Below are 22,217 nucleotides of genomic sequence, written 5' to 3'. Positions count from 1 at the left end.
GAGAGCCTCCTTATGCGCAGATTTTGGTTTTTTTTGATTGAGTGGATTTGTTCGTGATTTCCTCAATTTCCTGGACCTCACGATAGATCTTTGACATGGACAGGTTTGTTGCCCTGGCTACATAAAGCAGTCGCTCGCGGTAGTCGGCAATTTTTATTGAATCCAGCCAAGCATCATAGATATGACGTTGCTCTTCCAAGGTAGACACTGGGAGGCGTCCCTTTACCGTTGGTAGATTCAGAAACTTCTTCCGGCTGGCAACCTGTGTCGAACGCATTCCGAACAACTCAGCCATCATCGTCTTGCAGGCTCCTCGACGTAAAAACTCATCGATCATCTCGTACTGCCGAGTTTCTTCCGCTGCCAATTCGATAATCCGCGATATTTTGCTTGAGTCGATCTGGAATACTTCCAGGGCACTCAGGTCACGAACATAGTTGCCGGATATATTGAATATCTGATCGGCTCGTAATCTGTCTAATTTTTGCATTGTCTCAATTGACAGGCCGAGCCGTTCTGCCAGTTCCATATCCCCCTGCTGGCAGCCTTCTAATGCACTCAACAATAGGGAAGAAATGAACCTGGATGACTCGTCCTTTAGCTTAGTGCTCAACGCCATCACTGATTCTCCATAGATTGATTATTACTGTTAAAACTGGTCCTGACTCCGGCGATCAGCCGAATCAACGACTCGAATCCTTCCTCACTGGCATGGCAGAAGACGCGGGAAGGAAGAGATGACAAATCTGCATTTGTCAGATTGAGATGCTCTCTTACGCAAGAGGCAAGGTCTGCTGGATCAGAACCAATATCCTTCAGCCCCATAGCCGCTAAGACCTCAGGGGATACACTGCTATCGAAGACCCCAGAGAGACTCGCCAGGAAGAAGCAAACTTCGGCCTGGAGAGGGCTATCAACATGCTGAGGGAGACTTACAATAAAACCGGAAGGAAGCTCTTCTGATCCTGACACTACATGAGAAAGACCAAACGCATCAGAAACACTTTTAGCTATTGCTTTATTTGACCGAGAACCTGGAGTAGTTGGGGCAACCACTTTCTTCTGAAAGTGCTCTCTGATTTGCTTCAATGACAGATTGCCGGGTTGAGAGTTAACGTACTCAACCAGTGCGGAATCGAACTTTTCGCTTGGCATCTCCTCCGCTAGGTCATTTCGTAACGTTCTGATGGAGTCAACCACCTTCCTACTTACACAATCCAGAAATGCTTGATTCGTAATGTATGGTGCCAACTCTTCAGCCAGGTACATCATCGCCGTAATAGATTGCCGACGGATTGGCATCCCTCTGCTGGACATCTCCTTTGCCAAAAGCTCTTGAGTTGGCTCGGAACCTTCAGCTAAGAGATTCCTGATGTTGAGCACAGCATTTGCTGTCTCCAAAAAGGTATTGTCACCACGAAGGTTGTTCTCTACGAGATGACTAATGCACAAATCAAGGTCGGACGTAAATTTCTGCTTTGAGACAGGGGGGTAAAGAAAGCTCTCAGCCCTGGTTTCGTCATAAAGCTCCCGGCAGATTAAAAGCCTGGTTTGTCCCCCCTGGGACAAAACCCACTTCTTCTGTACGGGGTGGAATACGATGTGAAGAGGGTCTTGAATGCCCTTGCTCTGGATGGACTCCTTGATTTCGTCATACATTGGATTCTTGGAACGGCGTTGGTTGAGGTAGAAAACCTCAATCTCAAAGCAACTTATCTGTCCCTGCTCGCTGCTCAGTATCGAAGCGAGCTTAGATGTAGCACTCATCTTTAACCAAACCCCAATGTTCAATAAATATTGCACATTCTGTTTTGATCCAAATTTTATGTCAATAAATATTGCCCTAAATAGTGCATTTTTATTTATTTGTGCAATTAATATTGCCCGATAGAAGGGAGAGTGCAGCAATACCCTCACCCTCTTACTGTTGAAACATGGCTCTGACACCTCATTAATTAGTCACATGACTAAATTGAAACGGCAAGAAGACTAAAGAGCCAATATAATTTAGTCACATGACTAAACATAAAAGGTAATCTATGGTAATTTAGTCACATGACTAAATAGGGGTAATCCAATGAACAATCTTCCCTACCTAATCGACGCGGATGAAGCTATTGAGTACTACAAAGGTAAAAGCGATCTCACGGATGCAGAGAAGGCATACGTCGTCGCGATACTTAGCCAGGAAGGCTATTCCAATAAGTCGATAAGACAGTCACTAGGGATAGAGAAGGTATATACAGTTACCCACCTCAAAAGAGCGGGGGCATCTCTGTCTGAGTCGGAGTTAAATCTATGGCACAAGAACCCTACCCGGATAACATTGGGCCATGTTCGTGCTATCGCCAAGTTCCCTGCAAGCAAAAGAGAAGACCTATTGAGGAACTTGCTGACCAAGAGAATACCTGTCCACAAGTTTGAGTCACTAGCACAAGGTAAGGACGAAGACCGTGATACTGACATTAAACGATACGAACTAATCATGGGAGAGGTGCTCGGGCGACAGATAAAGATTCGCTTTAATCAGGCAAAACGTTCAGGTTCACTGACCTTAGATTTCTACGGCTTAGATGACTTGGACCACATTTCCCGATGCCTTGGATTCAAAGCTGAGGATCACATCTAGTTCGCTGACCTTTAAAATATTTAAGTCAAAACATCGCCTAAGCACTTAAATTTTTTAAAGTTTTTATTGGCTCAAAACCTACTAAAACCCTTTATCATCAATGGCTTAGGCAACAAAAAGGGCGCTATTCCCGCCACGGGAATGCGCCCCTATCGATCCAAGTTCCCGCCACGGGAATCTGCCGTTCTCGGTTATGCATCAACCTTAAGAGTTGTGGTCAAGAAGGACAGGATCTTCTCAAGCTGAGAGTCGTCCACACCAGTTATTTCAAATTTGGTAGCACCCTTATTAGTGACGGAATGCTTCAGAGTTTTGCCATCTTTTGATTTATATACAACTGGCTTCCACGCCTTTGGCTCTTCCACTTTAGTTCTCACAGCACTCTTGAGAATTTTGATCACCTCCTCTACATCAGGAAGCTCTGTCTTTTCACTAAGGGCAACTTTTCTCATATCAAGCAATTCTTGGGCTTTGCCAATCAGAGCGCGCTCACCTTTCTTCTTCAACTGCGCAATCGTTTCACCATAAGAGAGTGGCATATCAGATGGCGATGGAAGGATACGAACAAAAACTTCATCCAGCTCAACGCAGGCACGATAACGTGATATGTGCGAAGAGCTAATTCCTTTGGACGCACCCAACTGGGTCCAATTTTCATACTCTCCACGCTCAATCTGCTTCTGATAGGCCTTGGCTTTTTCATATGGACTTACATCCTGGTGCTTATTTTCGATGATGCCGAGTTCTCGCACATCTGCATCTGGTACATCACCAACAAGTGCCAAGTATTCCTGCTTTGCCAACTTGACCGCGGCTAAACGTCGAGAACCTTCAATCAACTCAAACCGGCCATCTTTTGTCGGGCGCAATGTACCAGGCTTTTGCTGCCCGTGTTTCTTAATGGATGGCAGTATGTCCTGGAGAGATATTTCATCCAGGAATTCTTGAATACGCTCATTCTCAGGAGAAACATCAATTAGAGACGTATCAACCCGTCGAAGCTCGAAAGTCACTTCCTGCTTAGTTACAGGCATAGTGAGCACAATAGGAGCACCTTCAGACCCAGAACTTTTTGCTTCTTCTAGTGCTTTCAGAAGGTCTGCCTTTTCCATCTCAAACTTCTGCTGGGCCTCTTCGAGTGCTTTTTCCGCTTTCTGCTTATCGGCTTTCAAACCATCGGTAACGCTTGTTGGACGCTTATCACCCGTCATCACACCCAATGCCGGAGAAGGTCTCCGGCTTCGACGCGGAGTGTTGTCTTCTTTTTCGTCCGATCCTGCCCCAGAAAGCAGCTCGTCAATATTCCCATACTTGTCATTTGCCATAATTACATACCCTCCCCTGCTCTAGCTTTTGCTTCCTCCAGTTCCGCTTTCACTGAATCTGCGTTTGCCATAATTTGATCAATTTTATCCAGATGCGAAGTTCTTAGAACCTCTTCGTAACATGTTTCCCAAACTGCATCGTGCATTTCTTCAAACAACTTATCGAACATCTCGCAAGTTGATTTCAGTCTCTTACGATTATCAGATTCTGCGGGATTCTGTTCATAGATTGAGTAAGTCGAGTTTGTAGCCTTCCCAATTTCGTCAGAAGCATGTGCTTCATTAGATAGAACATCCCCTCTTTCGACAGTAAACACACGGCGAATAATCTGGCCCATGAACTGTGCATAACTACTGCCGGAATACTTTGTAATGAAGAAACGCATATCAGGGACGTTTGGATAGATTCCGCCTTCGTCATATGTCTCGATGGTTTCAGCCACCAAGCCTGCGAATTGAAGCGTTGATGCAAAGTCCAACATGGCCGCTGGGGTGGGCACAAAAACCATGTCACATGCAGACACCACATTAAGCGTGCTGATGTTTAAAGAAGGGGTTCCATCAATAACAATGAAGTCGTAATCCTTTCCTACCTCAACCAACCCACTACGCAATTTCATAATTCGGTCGATGAAAGGGACGTTTGCATCATCCATAACCTTCGGCATCATCAAATCAATATTCAGGTTCTGCAAACAACTCGGAATAATGTCGATATTGTCCCAGTAGGTTTTCTGAATCGCATAATGCAAAGACCGAGATGCGCCTTCTGGATGTCCGGCCTCTACCAGCGCTTCGTCATCTTCCAGAAAGAACGGTGCGATGGTGTTTTCATAATGAACGTTATCGTCGGGCCTCTTCCCAAAGAAGAAACTCAATGACCCTTGGGGATCAGTATCAAGTAAGAGAACGCGATACCCCTTCATAGCAAGGTACTGAGAAAACAAGTGACAGGTAGTTGTCTTCTGACTTCCACCTTTCAAGTTGAGGATGCCAACCACAGCAGCCGACGCACCTTCAGGCTTTCGAGGAGCCGTATTAAATACCTGGCGAATATGATTGATATGATTCATGGTGTATCCAGAACGAACCTTCTTAGCTGTATCTAAACGATACTCTGGTTCTGGTAGCCGCCCATCTTGTTCTGCTGCGTATAGGAGAGAGTGACTGATACCTGCAAGCTCAGCAGCCTGAGTTGTACCATAACGACGTTTTTGAATACGTTCATCTACCTGAGCGACCTCCAGCCACTCCGGATCATGCTTGGATTTTTGTGTCTTGCGGACCAGGCCAGGAATCTCTTTCATGATGGTCTCGCCGCGTTTTACCACTGTGCTGATCTTTTTAAGAGAAGCCAGCAGGTAGCTTTTTTGGGTGTCGTTATCGGTCATTTCGGTATCCTTTGCTGTTCAAATTGACTTTTTTCACGTATCGTGGATAATCCGATTCTATATTCACGCTTTACTAAAAAAAAGCACTATTTGGTGAATATGCTAATTTTTAAGGGCAATCTGTTAATATAAGCCGTATTTGGTGCTCTAATGTGATCTTGGGTATGAAGCTTTTGTTGCGGTAGGAATAAAAAATATGAATAAAAATGATTTGGAGCCGATTAAGTCGCAGCAACTTAACCTTGATCTTTTCGAGCTTGATCCACTACTGGACAAGAACTACAGCAATACTCTCGAAATATACGATCTCGCCGGTAAATTCTTATACGACAAGCACAATAAATACCTGAGTTCTGCTTCGGCAGAAGAAACAGAATTCACCCGCATAACCAACTACAAAGACATGGAACTTCGGATCTCTGTCACAGCGGCAAATATTGAGCGTGTAAAAGGTGGCACAAAGCAAAGGGTCTTTGTTTTTCCAGGCGCAAGGGAAGAGATCATAGAAGACGTACTCCGCAAGCTTGCGACCGAACGAAGAGCTGAAGCCTATGAAGCAACAACAGGTACAAACGCTGGCACAAAGTTTGTCGGGATTGCCTTCACGCTTTATGAAATTTATGAAGAGCTCAAAAGGGTAGGGAAGTCATATTCGTATTCTGAGATCCGAGAAGCTCTCCATATAATGAATCGTTCCATACTTTCGATACAAAGTATGGACAACTCAATAGACCTATCAGCGCCATTTTTCCCAATCATGGCCATAGCGGACAGAGGCAATAAAAAGGAAACACGTTCCTTCGTCTGCTTCCATCCAATGGTCACTGATGTGATCCTTACTTTGAACTTCAGACGGTACAACTACGCAAAAGCACTGGAATTTAAACGCCACTACACCAGACTAACCTACAAAAGATTGTGTCACCGCTGGGTTCAGGCCTCTCCAGGTAAACCTTATACGATCTTGCTCAGCACACTGATCAGCGCAATGAAGGACCCATATCAGAATACCTACCAGGACAAGGCACTTTTTAAAGACGTTATGGATGACCTGGTTAACGAGGATGTGCTCGAACGTTACGAAATGATCCCTAAAAAAGAAGGCAAAAAAATAGTTGATTGGCGGTTCGAACTATATGCATCCAACACATTTGCAAAGCAGGTAGCTGCCAACAACAAGGTAGCGAACGCACTTCTGGGTAACGATCCGAAGCCTGAAGAGCATCCAGTCTCACGTATCCAAGAAATCAAAGACGAAATCGACTTTTAAAATCCTTTCTCTACGTCAAACCTCAGTTTTTGCCGGGATCTAGCTGACTACCGGCCTTTCTCTACCCCAAACCTCACCAAAAACGCCTCCCAAAGTCCAAAAATCACGCTGGAACAGCATTTTATACTTAGGTTTTAGATAGAGTTGGGCATCAAATCCATAAGAAGCGATGGAAGCAAAGGTTTGGGATAGAGTAGGGCAGAGCATAAAAAACTCCCAAATAAGGTAAATTTCTATGTTTTTGTACAAATTTCATTTGTAATTCGTCAATTTTTACAACCACTTAGCTAGGATAAGCAACAATACAAGCCCAACTCTATGCCAAACCTTACTAAGGTTTGAGATAGAGCAATACCAAGGTTTGGCATAGAAAGGGCATATCTGGTTAAATATCGAACTACAAATACTAAGGTTTACGCTAGGGAAAGGGGATCGAGAACAGCCATATGTGCATAAACCTGTGATTAAGGTGTTGATATGCTGTGTATATCGTGTGGATAGGGATGTATAAAAACGGAAGGGTAGGGTTTGACGTAGAATAATACCAAGGTTTGGCAGTGAATACCACTTAGGTTTCGCATAGAGCAGTAGCAAGGTTTGGCATAGTAAAGCACCAAGGTTTGGCATAGCATAAAAACAAAGGAGGCTAGTAATATCAAGGGTTACAGGGCGATTAGCGAGAAACCCTACCGTGGACCTACCGTTTTTAAACCGTCATTAATCCGTTATTTATTCTTTTTAAACAGATAATAAATACTTTGTATTTATTATAGTTAATCCGACCTACGGTCCCAAATGTGAAAGGCACAAAGACAATATTTCTTATTTTTAAAAAGGAAAGAAAGCCTTCACAATGACGTAAAGGCTAAATAATCAGGAGCTCATTAGGAGGCCTTAGAAGCTATTTTGTCATCTACCCTTAAACCAGCCTCACGAAACTTCAGATAAGTCACCACCGCTGTATAGAGAGCCCTCGTGGTGTTGCAATTCCACTGTTCTTCCAAAACTTTAATCTGATCAGCAGTATCACTGACATAATAAGAGCGGTTATCACCATCTTTAGGATTTGCTATAGCGACTAACTTTTCTTTGTTTTCTATCGCCCAGTACACAGCAGCATCGAACATCTGATATTGATACTTGAAAGCACTGTCTACGGCGCAAACGAGCTTCATCGTCTGTCTATCATCGTCACTCAGCTTGAGAGTGAATGCGGTCAGCTTTGTTTTGTCTTGTGTCATATCCAGCCGTTTACCATAGTATGAAGTTTAAAGTTTCCGATTCTCCAGATTTTCCTACACAAGACCTACAGCTACGATGCTTTTTAGGTCAGGCTCCACTGACCCTTTTTCCCTCCTTTACGGTTTTAGACTGAGGCATCCTATCGTTGCGGAGGTATGCCCATGTTAACTACATTTTTTAGACGTAAACCGGATCAAAACGAAGTTGTTCAGTCATTACCCAAGTATTCGATTGCGAGATCCGGGAAGGACCTTTTGAATACTTCTGAGCGGCAAGCCCTGATAAGAAAGATCAAACGACTCTTCAGCATTACTGAAGAGGTCTGGGCTAATCACTACCTCTATGCAATAGAACAATTCGCCGAGTTAGTTCAAGAGGTTCCCGCTTCTGAAATCCATCATCATTCAAAAGCTGGAGGCTTGATTGACCACACTCTCGAAGCGCTCCATGCAGGCATCAGAATCGCTCAAGGATATGTATTACCTCCAAATTCAGAACCTGAACATATTGCTTCAGCATCTGATCGCTGGAGGTTTGGAGCTTTCATTGCGATTCTCGCGCATGATATAGGCAAGATCGTAACCGATATTGAGGTTGTTTATAGGGAAAGGGGAGGGGAATTCCAACATTGGCATCCCTGGTATGGAAACATTCCAGTTGAAGCAGAGTACAGTTACCGATACAAAAAGCGAGCTAGTAACGCCAAGATAGCGAAATCGCTTCATGAAAAAGCGGCAATGTCACTTTTGCCAAGGCTGCTGACCAGGAAAGCTGCCCAGTGGGTTTTTGAAGACACAGAACTGCTTGCTCAACTCTTTAGCACAGTGACCCACTCAACCTTTGGTGGACAGGCCATCGCAGAAATCGTAAGAACTGCTGATAGTGCAAGCGTAGCTAAGAATCTCGGAGCTGATACCGGCATAAGAACGGATCATTCGAGTGCTGTACCACTACATGAAAAGTTGATTGTTTCTCTAAGGAAGCTAATCAATGACGGAGATCTCAAACGCAATAAGCCAGGTGCAGCCATATGGGTAACTGAAACTGATACATGGGTGGTATCAAAAGCAACAATGGAGGCGGTTAGAGTCCAGTTACTAAACGAAGGCCACAAAGGTATCCCCAAAAACATTGTGCGCTTATTTGAAGTGTTGAGGGAGCATGATTTACTGATACCGAACTCAGAAGGGGATAGTGTTTGGACCGCAGAGATAAACGACTTTGCTAAGAACTGGCAACAGAAACTAACTTTCTTGAGATTTAAGAACGAAATCATCTGGCCAACAAGTAACCCTGATACCTTTGATGGTGAAGTGCTCCCGGTCGATAAGGCTGGGAATGTTATTAAAAGTGATCCGGAGGAATCTGAAAACGCCACTCAAACACAGCAGCCTGTTGTGGATAAGAACGCGGAGGTACTAAATCAAAAGATTGATGATGATAAGCCGCTTATACAGCCCCCAAAGGAATTGCCTGAAGCTAAGGCCGAATACGAAGTTTTACAAGTCAAGCAGAGACAGCCTGAAGTCAAATTGCCAACAACGAAGTCTCTGTCAAACCTTACTGCTAAGCAAACACAAGTACAGATCCCGGAAGATGCTCAAAGCTCTGTCCATGCCAGTACCGGCGTTAGCTCCAGTGAAGCTAAGAACTTGTGGAAGCACTCCAGAAGAGTGCAAGAAGACCTTCTTGTGCAAAACGACTTCGTTGCCTGGTTGTTGAAGGGCATCTCGCGCCGGAACATTCGAGTGAATGAATCAAAGGCTCCGGTACATATCCTAGAAAACCACGTTGCTTTGGTAACACCGGCGATTTTCAACCTGTACCTGGACAAAAATTCGCTGAAGAAACGCCTATACGAGAAAAGGGCAGGGGACAAGAAAGTCTATACCTTACTCCAGAAAGAACTGGAATCACTTGACATTCATCAGCGAGGCTCGAATGGCCAAAACATTGTCAGGATGTCAGTTGAAGGGCAACGATCCCAATCTGAGTTGAGGGTATACCTTCTCAATAGGGAATGCTTTCCCTCTTTAGTAAACTTCAGTGCAAACAAGGCTATGACTATTCACCTTTGACAAGCCGGAAGGGAGGATGGCCATATATCCTGCCGTTTTGGATGTCCATCATGGACTTGCGCTATCAAAATGAGTATATTTGATTCTATGATTTTTATTGCACTTTGGCCCCGAAAAGAGGCAACAACTACAATAAATTGTGCCGTAAATAGGATTTTCGTCGCCTGAGCCCCTATTTGTGGCTGTCCATGCTGCAATGATAGGAGACTCACCCCAAAAAGGTGATAGCGCGAACAATGAACACTAACCGAAACACTGAACTTGAAGCCTTTGAACTACCAGGCGACAGACTTAATCACATTCTGGACCAAATAGGCTTCAAGCAAGGAAGGGGTAGGGTAGCCGAATTCCAGAATTATCTTGCTGAAAAATCCCCAAGCGTTTTTGCTGACCTGAAATATACAACCGTTCGGTCGTGGTTTCAGGAGCACTCTCCTCCGATGCGGAAAATTGATGCTGCTATCCAAGCGCTTCAGTTTGAGTACAAATTTCACCACGACATTTCTCAGATAAAGACCTGGTGGAAAGTTGGAGGTTTTTATCCATTCGTCAACGAATCTGGCGAACCGGCTCCGTCAATTACAGATCTCCAGAAGGAAGCAAAAGACAACGAGGAAAAACTACAGTTTGTTATCATGTCGCTTGTTACAGAAGAGACAGGCGAGCATTTTAAATCGTTGTCCAGTAAAGATCTGGTTAAGCTAAAGGACAAAGTTGCCCAATTCGCACAAGACTACTCTGATCCATTTAAAACTGACTGCCCATCTGAATATTTGCGTATGGCGATCAAGGCAGAGTTGTCCGAACTTCTGAATAAAAAGAAAAAATGATATGCGCCGGTTTCCACAGGGGAATATCGGCGGACTTCTGTTTGGTTGCGCTCTAAATGCCCTCGCAAGACTGGCTTGTGCAGAAGTCATGGTTGTGGTCCCCGAACATTCTGATCAATATGCCAGTCTTGCTCATTCCATAATCCAGGCTGCACCTGGAAGTGCAGGGCAACTGAGGCTGTATGCTGATTTACCGGCATCACTCGATGACTATGAATTGGTAGTCACTATTGGCACTGAGGCTACCCATGCAGTCAACCTGGACGAGCGTTTCAGATACATTCCCGTTTTAAATGGTTTTATTCCACGATCTGAATACCGTTCTGGCCCCTTACGGTCGGCGGTATTCAGCGATATAAACCCCGCAATACACATCAAGCTGATCAAGCAACTGTATCCCGAGCGAGATCCTCGTATCGGAGTTTTTGTTGATAGTGAGACAAACTACCTATTTGGGCGCGTTTCGCCTGATAAAATTGGTGGGTTTTCCTTGGTGCAGAAGGAGTTGAATGAGACTGAGAATCCGGCTCAGCTCATCGCTCGATTTGTAGAGGACAACAATCTGGATGCATTCATTGTTATACCGTCCAGTATAATTTATGATCCGCACTCGCTGAAGGCGATGCTCTATTCACTCTATCAACTCAAAGTTCCGGCGATCGCGTATACGCCGAGATTGGTTGAAGGGGGAGTAGGGTGCGTCGTCGCTGCCTACTTCGACAAGGAACTTGTCTTGTCGGAAATGGTAAACAGAATTCACTCATTTTATGAAACGGGAGAGTTGTCTACTACGACCTCGATACCAACTAAGGCCAAGGTAGTTGTTAATTCAAAATTAGCAGAGGCGTTTCAGTTGGATTTGAGAAATCTCATGAAGTATGGAGAAATACATGAGCAGTAAGAAAAGGATTTCCTATAAGACATTACTTTGCGCATCAGTGGTACTAATTTCGATCGTCATTTACGCGCCGATCATTTTTACCATACACCATCAAAATGAAAAGCTTGTTGACTTAGAGCTTAAAAACATCAAGGGTATTACCGAGCTCCATTCAACAAATATCCTTGCCTATGCAATTGAAGCGGGTAACAAAGAAATCATTGACGCTACTCTTGATGATCTGAAAGATTACAGCTTTATCTACAGTATTACTGTTCTTGACCCGAATAATAACATTATCGGCTTTGTAAAAAGCGATGGATATGATGGTGTAGAGGTGTCTGATCTTAGTTCAAAGGAATTACCGATCTACTCAGCGTCATCAATAACTAAGTCGGTAATCGAAAATGATATTTTGAATGAAGATAGTGACCCTCCTGACCGGAAGCATGTGGGTACATTATTACTTTCGTACAATGATATTTTCGGTGCCAATGCAGCGATTTCTCCTATTCTAAAATCCCTTCTGTTTTCATTTTTATTTGGCGTCATAACCGTCGTCATTTTTTTTGTCGTTCTCCGCTCCATCACCAGGAATTTCTCTAACATGGTAGTCTCAGCTAATCGACTGGCCGGAGGTGAAAGAGGAATACGATTATCAGAAGATTCTACAATTAGGGAAATCGCACAATTTGCTGAATCCTTCAATACGATTTCCAAAGAGTTGGAAAAAAATTGGAGTGATATTGAACATCAAGAACAGATCTATGAGCTAAAGCACAACATATTGCAGATCGCTGCTCACGAACTCAGAACTCCAATCGGAAGTATTAAGACTTTTCTTGATATAGCAATCCATCACAACTCTGAAAAGCGTCATGCAGATGTTTTGTCAACGCTTAAAAAATGTTTCTCTGATATTGATGCCCTTGATCGACACATTACTTCGATACTTTGTTTGTCCGCACTCGAAAACGGATCGCTAACCAGAAATGATGATTGGGTAGATGTCAGAAAATTATTCTCTGACCTCGATAAGCAGTTTTCAGTAAAGTGTAAAGCTAAACAGGCCGTATCTTGGAATTGCTTTGCTGTGGGCGATATGCGTGATCAGGTTTACATTGATTATGACCTGGTATCGATCATCGTCTCAAATGCTATTGATAATGCGGTGAAATACACCAATAGGGGATTCGTTAAAGTATCGTACAAGGTAGAAGATAAAGCCCTCCTCGTTACTGTTCATGATAGTGGTGTTGGGTTGACAGAAAAAGACATTGAGGTCTTAACGGCTCGACCAAATCAATTGCAGAATCATATCAAGCGCAAACGAGATGGTTGGGGAATCGGAATGGCCACGATGCACAAATTCGCAGATTTCCTTGGTGGAACAATTGAGATTGAAAGTAAAAAGGATTTTGGCACTAAAGTATCCATTCGGATTCCTGCCGATTGTAAATCTGAATTAATTGCCATCGAGAACGAAACTGCTTTGGAAAGTAGAACTGAGGTAGTATCTGTAGGCAACGGTTTAGGGTTTAGTTCATCCTATGTGCATAACGTGGTCGAGGATGGATTAAAGGTATTGGTGATTGATAACGACGCACAGTATCTTAGCCAAATGGAAGAGCTCCTATCGCCAGACTTTCTCCGGAGAAAAGATGTTCAAGTCACCTTTTGCTCAAGCTCATCCGATGCGATAAGGCATGTCGAGGATTTTGAATTCGACTTGCTTTTGATCGATTACCATATGCCTGGTATGGATGGATTGCAGTTCCTTCGTTTTCTTCGCGACAACGAGCACGAGTGTGAAGATGCCACCAAAATTGTGATAACTGCGGACGCGAACATCCCGGAGGCAGTAAGGCGTGAAATGCTGTCTATGGCAGACAAGGTAATGAGCAAGGGGATAACGTCTGCTGATATTAGAAATATGATTCGGGCGATCTCATTAAGATCTGTGAGTTAATTTGAGAGGTAGACTTGGGCAGTAATAGAAACGAACCATGCCCTTGCGGAAGTGGCAAGAAATACAAAAAGTGTTGTCTGAATCAAGTCACGAAGGACAAGGCCGTAATTTCATCTGAATTATCGGACGCTCTGGATAAACCATGTTGGTACCACGGAACCGACCAGATCTTTAGTGCTTGGAAACTTCCCCCTCCCAAGAAACCAGGAGAAGATTTACTCGTACCGCATACCGCCATCTTTTTTACTATCAATCGTAACTTCGCAAAGGAAGCTGGAACGAGATTGGCCAGGGTATCTCTATCATCCAACGCCAGGCTATTAGATACGGTTGCTGATTACGCAGCCTCTGAGAACCTGCGTCGAGAGGTAATGCGCAATCCGATGGCATCAAGGACATTTAATGTGAATCATGACTACTGGCATGAAGGGTGGTTAACAGGAAATGTATTGAGGGTCGCGTACAACGATCCAGCTATGTCTGCACATTTAGATAAGATGGCTTCTGATTTGGCAGCTCATACTGGGCTACCATTCGATACAGCGTATTCTGTTGTAGGACATAACAGCGCCAGAGGATTAATTGAGTTGATATGCGTCTCAGCTAAACGTCTTGGTTACGATGCATTATATGGGCATGAAGTTGATCGACATTCAGAGCCAGGAAAGGCAATTGCTCAACCTTGGCTGGCAGTAATGTCAAATGGAATCGTGTCTTCGCCAGAGTGGATAGACGTTTAATTTGAATAAGTCTCAACTTGAACTAACAGACTCGATTAATAGAGCCAAATCAAATTTGACAGTCAAATATGTCCAAATAGCGGACATTCTGCCTAGCTCATATTCATCTCAAAGTGATTTAGCATAAAAATTGAAAATCAGCATCAAGAATCCGATTTGACACTTGACCCGTCTATTACTTTATAGTTTACATTCAATGTCGCATTCCAAATGTATGGGTTATATGTGTATCGTATTTCTGAGCTAGGTTCCTTGGTTGGTCTATCGAGAACGACATTACTTTACTATGAAAAGCTTAATTTGATTTCGGGTAAGAGGTTAGAAAACGGCTACCGAGTTTATAGCGAAAGAGATTTACAGCGAGTTCGTTTAATTCAACAGCTACAAAGTGGCGGATTGACCTTAGCTGAATGCAAATCTTGCCTTGAAAGTAAGTTGGATAGGTCTGTTCTTAAATGTCGTTATGACGAGTTAGAGAAAGACATTAGACGAAAGCAAAAGTCGTTGGCTTTGCTGTCTTCCCTATTGGGAGAAAACAGCAGTAGATCATGGCACCAAACGCTTACTGAAGTAGCCCCGGATGCACATATAGATTGGTTAAAAGTCCAAGGGTTTGACGAGAAGCAAGCTCTAAGAATCAAATGGTTATCAAAAGACATGAACGAACACGACAAATATATGCAAGATTTCATGAGCGTATTTGAGACGCTAGAATCTTGGGGGCCGAATAGTGAAGCCGACACGACCAGAGCGTTTCAATTACTCGGCACCAAACCTGAACGAATTTTAGAGATTGGTTGTGGTAAGGGTAATTCAACAATCGTATTGGCAAAGCTGTCCAACGCAGAAATAATGGCGACTGACAATGAGCAAAATGCGCTTGATAAGTTAGAAGAGAAAATAGAGCAAAACAACCTGAGTAAGCGGGTATCAACCAAGTGCGTAAGCATGACGGATTTGAATTTTGGTACTCAGAAATTCGACATTATTTGGGCAGAAGCCTCAGCTTACATAATGGGCATCGAGAATGCCCTTAAGAAATGGAAATCGTTACTCAGTGACGAAGGCACTTTGGTATTCAGTGATTTAGTTTGGTTAACAGACAGCCCGAGTCAAGACGCTATTGATCATTGGGGGCGAGACTATCCAGATATACAAACCGTTGATACACGAAAGTCACAAATAGAAAAGGCTGGATATAAACTTCAACATACCTTTACGGTATCTGAGCAGGCTTGGAAGAGCTATTACGAGCCTCTCGAACAGCGTCTGAAACAAGTTTCACCAAAGATGACCGGGTCGCAAGCAGTGATTGATATTCAAAACGAAGTAGATTTATTTAAATCTCATCTTGGCGAATTTGGTTACCAATTTTTTATCGTTAAAAAGCTTAACGTACCAAAAGCAACGGGTTAATCTCCCCTATACGCTCATTGCTGCCTGTCAGATGAAATATAAGCCTATTCTTCAAAGCTGTAAGATCAGGTATGAGCTACTACATTTAATTTAATGTGTATTGGCTCCTTATCCCGGTTTCTTGTCCTTATCCTCCTGCCTGGGGGAAAGCTTGTCGATTACCACTTTTAGCACATCAAGCTCGGTAGAGAGCTTGTCGTTTGCTTTTACGAGCGCAGCGTTCTCAGATTTCAGCTTTATATTTTCCTCGTCAGACTCTCGCAGCGTGGCTATCGTTTTGAGGTGTCCCTGTATCTCTGTTGAAAGCTTTTCGAGTTCTGAGGATAAATCGACTAACTTTGATGAATGCTCAGAGATTAGGCGATCCTTTTGTTCTATCTGGACAATGAAGGATTGCTCTTTTTGGCTTGCTTCGGCGAGACGTTCTTTAAGGGCCGTAAGTTCCAATCCCTGTTTACTGACGACTGTGGTTGTCTCTTCCAATTGGGTCTTCATTCGGTCTGCGGATCGATTGGATTGCTCAAGCGCTTCCTTGTAGCCCTGGAGGGTTCGAGCGTGTTCATCTTTGAGCAGAACCACTAACTCCTTGTGCTCAGCCTTAGTGGACTCCAGGTGTAGCTTGGTATCTTTCAATGAGGTATTCGTGCTATCTAGTTTTTCTTCCAGGGACAATGTGCGTTGCTTCTGCTCTGCCAAAGCCTTGCGCTCAGCGTTAAGTTCAGTTTGAAGCTGTTCGATCTTTTTTAAACTGGAGTCTGCGCGACTGGTCTCATCTTTCAGCTTGGCGCTCATATCGGCCAATTGGTCTCGATATGACTTAACTCGTTCTCTTTCAGAGGACAGCTCTTCAATCAGGCCAGATTTTTCCTTTCGGATCTGTTCTTCGTACTGCTCATTCAACTCGACTACCACCGGGCGCACCAAGTTAACGATTCGCTTTGTCAGCGGATCTTCGTCCTGGTATTCGATGTCCAGCCCCATGCCTTTCAGGTAATAAAGGATTTTGGCCTCAGAGCCTTTCCCGAGTACCGATCTTACCTGGTAAGGATTAATTGGCTTTCCCTTGCCCTGAAGCATTCTCACTGCTTCTTCAACGTCCTCGTATCCAATAACCGGGGGTCTAGCCATTTGTCTGTCCTCGTGAGTATATCCACAGTCTCTCAGTATAATAGCTTTATATATTTCATGTGACAAGAAACAACAAAAGAAATAGTGTGAAAATTTGGCTTTCCCGTTAAAATTATAAGGCGTGATAATAGAACATTATCTAGCCTTAGCTTAAAATTTTGGATAGGATAGGGGGGTAAAGTTCGCCGACTTTAAAAATTCACAATATTTGGCCGCTTTCAAAATATCGGTCAGGTGAAGGCCTGCGGAGGCATTTGGACGAAAACCTACGCTTTTGATTGGGGTTGCTGGTTGGAGGACCTGGTGTACGTTGGATAGAGAACCCAGTAATTGGAGATAACTATGGATGACATTCAGGCACACAAGGCCAAAAAGAAGCTCAAGAAAATGTTGAGCAGCAAGTCCTGGAATATGGAGGGCTTTCACGCGAACTCAGATATAGCGGTAAATGCGTATGTATATGACCCCTTCGATAGCGAGCAAATCGCATTGGCGGGTTTTACTGAACAAGATCTGGTTAGGCTCAAACAGATAAAGGAGCCAATTGAGGCGGTTTGTGGTGCCGTTGATCAACAGTTCAAGCGGTATGTGAACGCCTCTGGTGGAGCAGTCCGGAAGCGGGTTGAAGAGCTGGGCGTGTTGATTGGTATTTATATGGTTAATACGACCAGCTATCAAACACTGTGCGCCAATGAAAAAGATGGCCACCGGCATTTCATTATCCTGCTCTACCGGAACCGTCATACGAATGAATGCACTCTCCGCCCTTTTGGCTTAGTTAGCCAGGAGCCAATCCTAGAAGCTGAGCTTATTAAGCAATATGCGCAGTCTGTGATCGCGAGGGATGAAGTAGCCAACCCGAGCTATTTTAATTCAAGCCCTGTAGTCCCGTTTCGGAGGTAACATGGAATTGAAGGTTTTTGAGGATGGCATTCAAAGCCATAACCAAGTGATACACCGCGCACTGTTGAAGAACGGCCTGTATGTTATGCATGAGAAAGGCTACAGCTACACGGTCGGAATGAAAAATATTGGTTCGCCAGATCTGATTCTGTTCGGGCAATCTTCGGAAATAGCTGATGAGATGTTCCAGGTGATTTTTCAAGCTGTTCAAATGGGGCTGTTGATTCTTGATCAGGTGAAAAGCATTGATCATATCTTTGAGCCTCAACCGCAGCTCAAACACTTTTCGGATATGGAAAAGCGTAGGCATTTCTTCGCTGCACGTACTTACTATGGCTCGTGGGATTTCAACGTGCTGAATGTTTCAATGGATTTCCACTAGGAGAGGTGCATGGCTATTGGTAAACAAAGAATGACCTCTTCCTATTCAGTTATCCTGGATACCGACACGTTCATTCTCATCAAAGATAATGATGACCCAGATTTTGCGTCTGTGACTAACGCCGCAGATTATACGGTTGAATCGTTGGCTCAGCTCTATGATCTATCCAATCGACGGATTGTATATCAGGACACTATGGGACGATTTGATGAGTTACGCCATGCAGATGGAAAGTTTACGGGTTTCAGAGCCCTAACTGCGAACCAGCAGGAATTCTATGAGCAGTTTCTTTCTGGCAAAGGCGATTAAAGGAGGAATTATGGCTGAAAGTATTGTCATTGATTTTACGGCTCACCTCCAGAAGAAACGACAAGCAGAGGCCCTAAAGGAAAGGATTGCTGCCTCTGGTTGGGATATTGATGGCGATGTTTCCTCGATCGATTCAGAAATCTGCTTCTATCTGATCGACAGCAAAGAGTCAGGTGTAGTTCTCTTTGGGTGCAGCAAGGATAGTATCCCAGCCCCAGGGTCTGTAGAGATTGTTCATTGGGGACATTTTGTTCTGGCATGGGATGTTATAGCCGATCCGGAAATGCCATTTGATGAAACCCATAAGCTCAACACAATGCAGCTTGCACTGAGAGCCCTGCCTGGTTTGACGGAGTGGCAGAGCTTTTCTGAAAGAGCATTCTCTACAGAGGGAGCTAAGAAGCCACACATTCTGGTGATCATTGATAGAGCTAATCTTGAATCACCTCTGGAGTTGATAGTCGCGCACTCTGAGTCTCCAGTGATGAACTCAGAAAGCATCCAGTCGATCGTAGACAGCTACGTTAAGGAACAGTGAAGATGACTGATCGAAGGGACGATGATCCCACTTTCGTGGGAAGGTCTGCTGAGCTCGACCTGCTTGCCAAAGAAGCAACGATTTTGGACGCATCCGAGAACGACAATACCAATAGAGCTTTGGAGAATGCGGTCAAACACTTCACAAAGGTCTTTGGTGGACGGCTCCCGTGCACAGATGAGGATCTGAAGAATTACCTCGTGATGTACGCCGGTAAGCTGAGTGTTGCAACTCTGGAACAACGCAGGGTTCTCATTGGCCGCTGGCACAAAGAAAACGGCTTTGAGCATAATCCTAATGATTCGGAGCTTGTTCGGAAAATAATGCGGGGAATACGGCGGAAGTTTGGTAAAAAGCCTAAACAGGCAAAACCGGCACCGTTAAGAGTCATTGAAAAAGTATGTTCACACCTGGATGAAGTTCAAGAGAACATTGAGGATGAAAAGAATAGCCAGAAGCTGAGAGCTATCAGAGACAAGGCCATGCTGCTAACGGCGTTCTGGTTTGGATTGCGCTCCGACGAACTCATTAACATCCGTGCTTGTGACATCAAATTTCATTGGGATGGAGATACCCCATATTTCGAGTTATTTCTTCCAAAATCGAAAACGGATAGAGATGGCCAGGGAACGACAAAGAAACTGGATTCACTGCCAAACCTATGTCCTATGCGAGCGATTAGAGACTGGATTGAAGCAAGGTGCAGTGGTGTCGATGTAAAATCCTTTAGAGAAAGCGAAGTACCGCTATTTGCAAAAGTTAGTCGTTGGGGAGATGTCTCAGAAACCCATATACATCCAAACTCGATCAACAAGCTTTTCAAAGGGCTTTTGGAATCCGGAGGCGTTGATCCAGAGGAATATAGTACCCATAGTATGCGCCGTGGCGTTGCGAACTGGATTATAGATTCTGGAGCTTCTGTTGCTGAACTGAAAGAGTGGATCGGTTGGAGAGATACCAGAACAGCAATGCGTTACCTGGATGGTAAGTCTTCCCTGCCAAGCAAGATTATTGAGAGGAAGTTACAGACAGGATCACTTCTCAGCGATACAAACCCTAGACGGCTCAGTAGCCCTGAAGATTAACAGGGCTGTTTGAGGTAAGCCGTCAGTCAATTTAGGTGTCTGATTGTCAGCTTAATGGCGAATGAAACGACATTTCGGGTAGTTGCTGCATCCCAGGAACTGTTTTCCTTCGTTTGTTCCACGTTTGGACGTTCTCATAACGAGTGAACCGCCACATCTAGGACAGTTGGTCGTATCCCTTTCATCAGGGGTTGTATTTGTCATTTTCTTTAGTGATTTAGCGTGAGCGATATGCTTTCGCTTGTTTGTGAATGAGTTATCTAGTTTACCTCGACTAAGCGATACTTTAATTGCCTCCAGAGCAGTGTCGTCGATGACAGGGTGTGAATATTCACTGATATAACGGCGCAGTTTGAAGGCAGTTAGCACGTTGTTTGGCATTGGAGTTTTGAATGTGGCGTCACCGACAAAAACAATAATCGAATGTACTACTGCTGGGTCAACCTCGATAAGATCTGAAAGTGTCTTGGTATGTTTGTAATTCTGGCGAAGTGGATTCTGGAACCTAAACTTATTCTTGAATATCTGCTGTGTCCAATACGGACTGGTTTCATTGCCAAATATCCAGCCTTTCATGTTCTTGGTTTCGATTACGAAGATGCCGTACTTAGACAACAGGATGTGATCTATTTGTGTAGTACCATCTTCCCTTGGCAGCATGACATCTTTAAATAGTGAGTACTCAGGCTCCTTAAAATTTTTGCGTAATATGAGGTTCACGATCCATTCGCCGAAAACGCCTTTGAACCATGCTGTGCGCGTTATGGAAACAATAATCAGCAATAGAATGAGCCACCAGAACTGACCTGCAAGATTCAACGCTTGAGGGATCAGCGCACTGGTAAAAGCGTCCATCATCTGGTTACTCATTTTTTATTCCTACGCCATTCCCAAGGTGGAATACGATCTGCTTCAGGTAGGCCCCATAGGCCACGTTTGTTGATTCGCGCATCTTTTTCAAATTCAAAGAGTAAGGGAGACTTTGCATACTGCCGATACACCCAGGCGCTGCCAGATTTAACAAGCTCGGCGTTAACCCACTTCCCGTCAACATAAAGGTTTGCTACCAGGCGGCCATACCTGTCAGTGTCAACAGTATCGACTTTTACCAGGCGTCCGAACACAAGATCCGATAAGGCCTGTTTGGAACGGCTGCCATAAGGTTGCTTCTTCTCAGGCGTATCAATTTCTGCTAAACGAACACGATACTGGATCTTACCGCTTTTGCAGTTTTTTCCGGAATTGCACGGCTTATCTGTCAAAACATTTACAGTATCTCCATCGGAGACACCGACAACATTCGCCATGAAGTTTTCAGCAAATGAATAGGGCGATACTGAAGCGAACAGAACAATCAGAAATGAATAAAAAAACTTCGCTGGAGCTAGGATTCTCATACCTTCTTAACTCCGGTTGCGACTAGGCCACGATTGCCCCGCTCTACTGAAAAGCAAACATCCATACCTTCGTGGAGGTCGTTGAATAAGTTATCTTCAACACCGGAAGCATGGAAGAAGATATTGTCATCGAATCCCGGTGAATAAATGAATCCATATCCTTTGCTGTAAACCATGTCAGAGATGCTTCCCGTTTTTTCACCACCGCCAAGGTTATCGGAGGGTTGATATTCATCACCGCGCTGAATTCTGAGGTATATCTCTTCGCGATGGACCTCAATGTTTTTTGGTGCGTTGATTCCGATTCGTACCTGGTTGCCATTGACCCCCAATATGGTGACGGAAACGTCGTCGCCTATCATGAGAGTTTCACCAATTCGCCGAGTTAATATGAGCATAATGACACGTTCCTTTGAATAGATTAAACGAGGCTTACAAATACCAGCTCGTCCTTCTCAAAGGATCTGAGAGGTGAAGAATTAGGTTTTCGATCAGTATGAAAGCCAGCGTATACCAATACAGAGACGATACCGGGTATCGTTTTATAAGCAATACGTTTGGTGAGCTGAAAGTAAGCATCGAGTGGGTTCATTGATGGCACATCGAACGTGAACTGCTTGTTTTGTTCCGTTTTGATGTCCACGCTGTACTTATGTTTTCGCCCAGGACGGTCTGCTCCATCCCTTGGCCTTTGGCCGAATATTT

General features: G+C 44.1%; 23 protein-coding genes and 3 pseudogenes. 14 read left to right on the top strand and 12 right to left on the bottom strand.

Annotated features, from left to right (window positions below; genetic code table 11):
• Window positions 1-10: 10 nt before the first annotated feature.
• Together QQL66_RS09545 and QQL66_RS09540 are read right to left on the bottom strand one after the other, a co-directional pair.
• Entirely contained in the window at window positions 11-619 is a 609-nt protein-coding gene (locus tag QQL66_RS09545; RefSeq protein ID WP_004748796.1) for an STY4526/YPO1902 family pathogenicity island replication protein, read from the bottom strand.
• Window positions 619-1,908, bottom strand: a complete 1,290-nt coding sequence (locus QQL66_RS09540; RefSeq protein WP_284381019.1) for a hypothetical protein — start codon at window positions 1,906-1,908, stop codon at window positions 619-621. The genes QQL66_RS09545 and QQL66_RS09540 overlap by 1 nt, the downstream gene beginning before the upstream one ends.
• Window positions 1,909-2,077: 169 nt before the next feature.
• Between QQL66_RS09540 and QQL66_RS09535 the strand changes: the two genes are divergently transcribed.
• Window positions 2,078-2,629: a transcriptional regulator gene (locus QQL66_RS09535; protein WP_284381018.1), complete on the top strand. Its 552-nt coding sequence runs from the start codon at window positions 2,078-2,080 to the stop codon at window positions 2,627-2,629.
• A gap of 191 nt (window positions 2,630-2,820) precedes the next feature.
• Here QQL66_RS09535 and QQL66_RS09530 read toward each other — a convergent pair whose 3' ends face one another.
• Both QQL66_RS09530 and QQL66_RS09525 read right to left on the bottom strand, forming a co-directional pair.
• Window positions 2,821-3,954: a ParB/RepB/Spo0J family partition protein gene (locus QQL66_RS09530; RefSeq protein WP_284381017.1), complete on the bottom strand. Its 1,134-nt coding sequence runs from the start codon at window positions 3,952-3,954 to the stop codon at window positions 2,821-2,823.
• Window positions 3,955-3,956: 2 nt separating this feature from the next.
• Complete coding sequence (locus QQL66_RS09525) at window positions 3,957-5,345, bottom strand: AAA family ATPase (RefSeq protein ID WP_004748792.1); 1,389 nt, start codon at window positions 5,343-5,345, stop codon at window positions 3,957-3,959.
• A 196-nt stretch (window positions 5,346-5,541) separates the two neighbouring features.
• Between QQL66_RS09525 and QQL66_RS09520 the strand changes: the two genes are divergently transcribed.
• Window positions 5,542-6,615, top strand: a complete 1,074-nt coding sequence (locus tag QQL66_RS09520; protein WP_004748791.1) for a replication initiation protein — start codon at window positions 5,542-5,544, stop codon at window positions 6,613-6,615.
• Window positions 6,616-6,654: 39 nt separating this feature from the next.
• Here QQL66_RS09520 and QQL66_RS09515 read toward each other — a convergent pair whose 3' ends face one another.
• Window positions 6,655-6,822, bottom strand: a complete 168-nt coding sequence (locus QQL66_RS09515; protein ID WP_284381014.1) for a hypothetical protein — start codon at window positions 6,820-6,822, stop codon at window positions 6,655-6,657.
• Window positions 6,823-7,499: 677 nt separating this feature from the next.
• Window positions 7,500-7,856: a hypothetical protein gene (locus QQL66_RS09510; RefSeq protein ID WP_004748790.1), complete on the bottom strand. Its 357-nt coding sequence runs from the start codon at window positions 7,854-7,856 to the stop codon at window positions 7,500-7,502.
• Window positions 7,857-8,018: 162 nt separating this feature from the next.
• On the opposite strand from QQL66_RS09510, the gene mobH reads away from it, so the two are divergent.
• The 7 genes and pseudogenes from mobH (at window position 8,019) to QQL66_RS09480 (ending at window position 15,770) form a co-directional block, all read left to right on the top strand.
• Complete coding sequence (gene mobH / locus QQL66_RS09505) at window positions 8,019-9,935, top strand: MobH family relaxase (RefSeq protein ID WP_284381013.1); 1,917 nt, start codon at window positions 8,019-8,021, stop codon at window positions 9,933-9,935.
• Between the two features lie 236 nt (window positions 9,936-10,171).
• Window positions 10,172-10,765: a hypothetical protein gene (locus QQL66_RS09500; protein ID WP_284381012.1), complete on the top strand. Its 594-nt coding sequence runs from the start codon at window positions 10,172-10,174 to the stop codon at window positions 10,763-10,765.
• A gap of 1 nt (window position 10,766) precedes the next feature.
• Window positions 10,767-11,666 carry a hypothetical protein gene (locus QQL66_RS09495; RefSeq protein WP_284381010.1) on the top strand — a complete coding sequence of 300 codons (900 nt, stop codon included), beginning with the start codon at window positions 10,767-10,769 and terminating at the stop codon, window positions 11,664-11,666.
• The gene (locus tag QQL66_RS09490) at window positions 11,656-13,614 is read left to right on the top strand and encodes a hybrid sensor histidine kinase/response regulator (protein WP_284381009.1); all 1,959 of its coding nucleotides are present in this window, start codon (window positions 11,656-11,658) and stop codon (window positions 13,612-13,614) included. Before QQL66_RS09495 ends, QQL66_RS09490 begins: the two co-directional genes overlap by 11 nt.
• A 14-nt stretch (window positions 13,615-13,628) precedes the next feature.
• Window positions 13,629-13,694 (top strand): annotated as a pseudogene (locus QQL66_RS21250) (SEC-C metal-binding domain-containing protein); the annotation flags it as partial.
• A gap of 204 nt (window positions 13,695-13,898) precedes the next feature.
• On the top strand, window positions 13,899-14,354 hold the full coding sequence (locus QQL66_RS09485; RefSeq protein ID WP_284381007.1) for a hypothetical protein: 456 nt from the start codon (window positions 13,899-13,901) through the stop codon (window positions 14,352-14,354).
• A 225-nt stretch (window positions 14,355-14,579) separates the two neighbouring features.
• Window positions 14,580-15,770 carry a MerR family transcriptional regulator gene (locus QQL66_RS09480; RefSeq protein WP_284381005.1) on the top strand — a complete coding sequence of 397 codons (1,191 nt, stop codon included), beginning with the start codon at window positions 14,580-14,582 and terminating at the stop codon, window positions 15,768-15,770.
• Window positions 15,771-15,878: 108 nt separating this feature from the next.
• Here the strand turns inward: QQL66_RS09480 and QQL66_RS09475 are convergent, their stop codons facing one another.
• Window positions 15,879-16,898 (bottom strand): DNA-binding protein, encoded by a 1,020-nt coding sequence (locus QQL66_RS09475; RefSeq protein WP_284381003.1) that lies wholly within the window; start codon window positions 16,896-16,898, stop codon window positions 15,879-15,881.
• A gap of 342 nt (window positions 16,899-17,240) precedes the next feature.
• Between QQL66_RS09475 and QQL66_RS09470 the strand changes: the two genes are divergently transcribed.
• From QQL66_RS09470 to QQL66_RS09450, 5 genes are read left to right on the top strand one after another with little or no spacing between them, the layout of a single operon-like run.
• Window positions 17,241-17,801, top strand: a complete 561-nt coding sequence (locus QQL66_RS09470) for a hypothetical protein (RefSeq protein ID WP_284381002.1) — start codon at window positions 17,241-17,243, stop codon at window positions 17,799-17,801.
• Between the two features lies 1 nt (window position 17,802).
• The gene (locus tag QQL66_RS09465) at window positions 17,803-18,183 is read left to right on the top strand and encodes a DUF4262 domain-containing protein (RefSeq protein WP_284381000.1); all 381 of its coding nucleotides are present in this window, start codon (window positions 17,803-17,805) and stop codon (window positions 18,181-18,183) included.
• A gap of 9 nt (window positions 18,184-18,192) precedes the next feature.
• Window positions 18,193-18,492 carry a hypothetical protein gene (locus QQL66_RS09460; RefSeq protein WP_004748781.1) on the top strand — a complete coding sequence of 100 codons (300 nt, stop codon included), beginning with the start codon at window positions 18,193-18,195 and terminating at the stop codon, window positions 18,490-18,492.
• Between the two features lie 10 nt (window positions 18,493-18,502).
• Complete coding sequence (locus QQL66_RS09455) at window positions 18,503-19,030, top strand: hypothetical protein (RefSeq protein WP_284380999.1); 528 nt, start codon at window positions 18,503-18,505, stop codon at window positions 19,028-19,030.
• A gap of 2 nt (window positions 19,031-19,032) precedes the next feature.
• Window positions 19,033-20,115 carry a site-specific integrase gene (locus tag QQL66_RS09450; RefSeq protein WP_004748779.1) on the top strand — a complete coding sequence of 361 codons (1,083 nt, stop codon included), beginning with the start codon at window positions 19,033-19,035 and terminating at the stop codon, window positions 20,113-20,115.
• Window positions 20,116-20,166: 51 nt separating this feature from the next.
• On the opposite strand, the gene QQL66_RS09445 is transcribed toward QQL66_RS09450, so the two are convergent.
• From QQL66_RS09445 to QQL66_RS09425, 5 genes and pseudogenes are all read right to left on the bottom strand, one after another.
• Window positions 20,167-20,985 carry a nuclease-related domain-containing protein gene (locus tag QQL66_RS09445; RefSeq protein ID WP_284380997.1) on the bottom strand — a complete coding sequence of 273 codons (819 nt, stop codon included), beginning with the start codon at window positions 20,983-20,985 and terminating at the stop codon, window positions 20,167-20,169.
• A complete protein-coding gene (locus QQL66_RS09440; protein WP_284380996.1) occupies window positions 20,982-21,512 on the bottom strand; it encodes a thermonuclease family protein in 531 nt (176 codons plus the stop codon). Before QQL66_RS09440 ends, QQL66_RS09445 begins: the two co-directional genes overlap by 4 nt.
• Window positions 21,509-21,694 (bottom strand): annotated as a pseudogene (locus QQL66_RS09435) (cold shock domain-containing protein); the annotation flags it as partial. The gene QQL66_RS09440 and the pseudogene QQL66_RS09435, both read right to left, overlap by 4 nt.
• A gap of 57 nt (window positions 21,695-21,751) precedes the next feature.
• Window positions 21,752-21,910, bottom strand: a pseudogene (csrA, locus tag QQL66_RS09430) (carbon storage regulator CsrA); the annotation flags it as partial.
• Window positions 21,911-21,933: 23 nt separating this feature from the next.
• Window positions 21,934-22,217 (bottom strand): hypothetical protein (locus QQL66_RS09425; protein WP_284380994.1); only part of this gene is annotated, 284 nt, incomplete at its 5' end.

Origin of the sequence: Litoribrevibacter albus (assembly GCF_030159995.1) — a bacterium.
Lineage (GTDB): Bacteria > Pseudomonadota > Gammaproteobacteria > Pseudomonadales > Litoribrevibacteraceae > Litoribrevibacter > Litoribrevibacter albus.
The sequence above is the reverse complement of the archived record's forward strand: the minus strand, read 5'-3'. Positions and strand labels throughout refer to the sequence as shown.